Raw genomic sequence first — 1806 nt, 5'->3', positions numbered from 1 at the left:
GCCGTGAACCCTTCTCTGGGGGCTCTGGGCGCCATCCATGGCGCCCAACGGTCCCGCCAACCCACCCCGGCCCACCCCCGACAGTTGGCAGGTGGCGGTGGGTACAAGCCGATGGCTTTGGGGGAGTTGTTGCGTGAGGGATGGCAGCGGGGCTCGACCCATGCACGGCAGGGCGGTAGGTCCCGGCCGCTGGCCGGGGCGAAAACCGGTACGTGAGGCACAGCGGGGGTCGGGCTGTCCCTCGGCGTGGCGGTTGGAATGTCGGACGGGGGCTGGCCATCGGCGTAAAATGGACCGATGAATACCCCCCAGGACTCCAGCCTCGGTCGCGAGGTCGCTTACCCGTCGCAGTACGACCCCACATTGCTGTTTCCCATTCCGCGCCGTGGCGCGCGCGAGGAGATCGGGCTGGACGAGGCGGCGCTGCCGTTCGTCGGCCACGACCGCTGGCAGGCCTATGAGCTGAGCTGGCTGGACCGGCGCGGCAAGCCGCGGGTTGCGGTGGCCACCATCAGCGTGCCGTGCACGTCGCCGAACCTGATCGAATCCAAGTCGTTCAAGCTGTATCTCAACTCGCTCAACAGCACGCGCTTCGACGATGACGAGGCGGCACGGCTGCGCATCACCGCCGATCTGTCCGGCTGCGCGGGCGCGGTGGTGACGGTGCGGTTCGGGGTGCCGGTGCTGGTGGAGGAGGCCGAGGGCGAGTCGCTGGATCAACTGGACGTGGCGATCGAACGCTACGGTCCGCCGGCGCCGGCGTTCCTGTCGGCCGATGCCTCGCAGATTGTCACCGAGACCTTGAGTTCGGCGCTGCTCAAGTCCAACTGCCCGGTCACCGGGCAGCCGGACTGGGCGAGTGTGAGCATCCGTTACCACGGGCCGCAGATCGATCGCGAGGGGTTGCTCAAGTACCTGGTGAGCTACCGCGAACATGCCGAGTTCCATGAGCAGTGCGTGGAGCGGATCTTCAGCGAGGTCAGCCAGCGCTGTGCGCCGACGTGGCTGGAAGTGGAAGCGCGCTACACCCGTCGCGGTGGCCTGGATATCAACCCGTGGCGGGCCAGCCCGGGCATCGCGCTGCCGGCCCGCACCGTGCGCGACCTGCGCCAGTAGAGCGACCCCATGGGTCGCTGCCCCCGCACCCGGCACCGGACCACGCACCGGACCCGGCACCTCACCCGTCACCGCGCGCAGCCACCCATGGGGTGGCTCTACCCCCTGGTCAATGTGACCGCCCGTCGCCGTTCCGCACGTCTTCACATCCACGCCATGCCCTATTAACACTGGCTGTGACACCGTGCCTCCCATGTCGTCAATGAAGACGGGAGTGTGTGGATGAGTACCGATAAAAAAGCCGATTTCTCCGGTGTCACCTCCAGCGTGGACAGCACGGCGCAGAAGGTGGAAAAGGCTGATTTCTCCGGCGTGACCTCATCGGTGGATACCACCGCCGAGAAGGTCGGGGGCACCTACACCGTACAGAAGGGCGACTCGCTGTCGAAGATCGCCAAACAGGAACTGGGCGATGCCAACGCCTGGAAGAAAATCTTCGAGGCCAATCGCGACGTACTGGACGACCCGGACAAGATCTTCCCGGGCCAGACGCTCAAGTTGCCGCCCAAAGGCTGAGTCGCTCCACTTGCATTCCACAGATTCCCAGGGAGGAATTCCATGAAGAAGACGTCCATCAGTACCGCCGTACTCGCTGCCTTGCTGGCCACCGTTGCGCTGGTCGGCTGCAAGAAGAAAGAAGACACCGCCGACAACAACGCACAGCCGGCCGCGGCAACCACCCCGGCGGCG

Annotated in this window: 2 protein-coding genes; both read left to right on the top strand. The window is 66.1% G+C overall.

Translation table 11 applies throughout. From position 1 onward, the window contains the following. Positions 1 to 297: 297 nt before the first annotated feature. Positions 298 to 1116 (top strand): NADPH-dependent 7-cyano-7-deazaguanine reductase QueF, encoded by an 819-nt coding sequence (gene queF / locus RTO53_RS19970; protein ID WP_312239396.1) that lies wholly within the window; start codon positions 298 to 300, stop codon positions 1114 to 1116. A 222-nt stretch (positions 1117 to 1338) separates the two neighbouring features. Further along, positions 1339 to 1632 carry a LysM peptidoglycan-binding domain-containing protein gene (locus tag RTO53_RS19965; protein ID WP_312239395.1) on the top strand — a complete coding sequence of 98 codons (294 nt, stop codon included), beginning with the start codon at positions 1339 to 1341 and terminating at the stop codon, positions 1630 to 1632. Positions 1633 to 1806 lie beyond the last annotated feature (174 nt).

It is taken from the genome of Stenotrophomonas sp. (assembly GCF_031995405.1).
Lineage (GTDB): Bacteria > Pseudomonadota > Gammaproteobacteria > Xanthomonadales > Xanthomonadaceae > Stenotrophomonas.
This window is presented reverse-complemented; position numbering and strand designations above follow the sequence as displayed.

Excerpts from the sequence above, each read along its gene's own strand:
- queF (WP_312239396.1), top strand. The coding sequence starts at position 298 with ATGAATACCCCCCAGGACTCCAGCCTCGGTCGCGAGGTCGCTTACCCG.
- RTO53_RS19965 (WP_312239395.1), top strand. The coding sequence starts at position 1,339 with ATGAGTACCGATAAAAAAGCCGATTTCTCCGGTGTCACCTCCAGCGTG.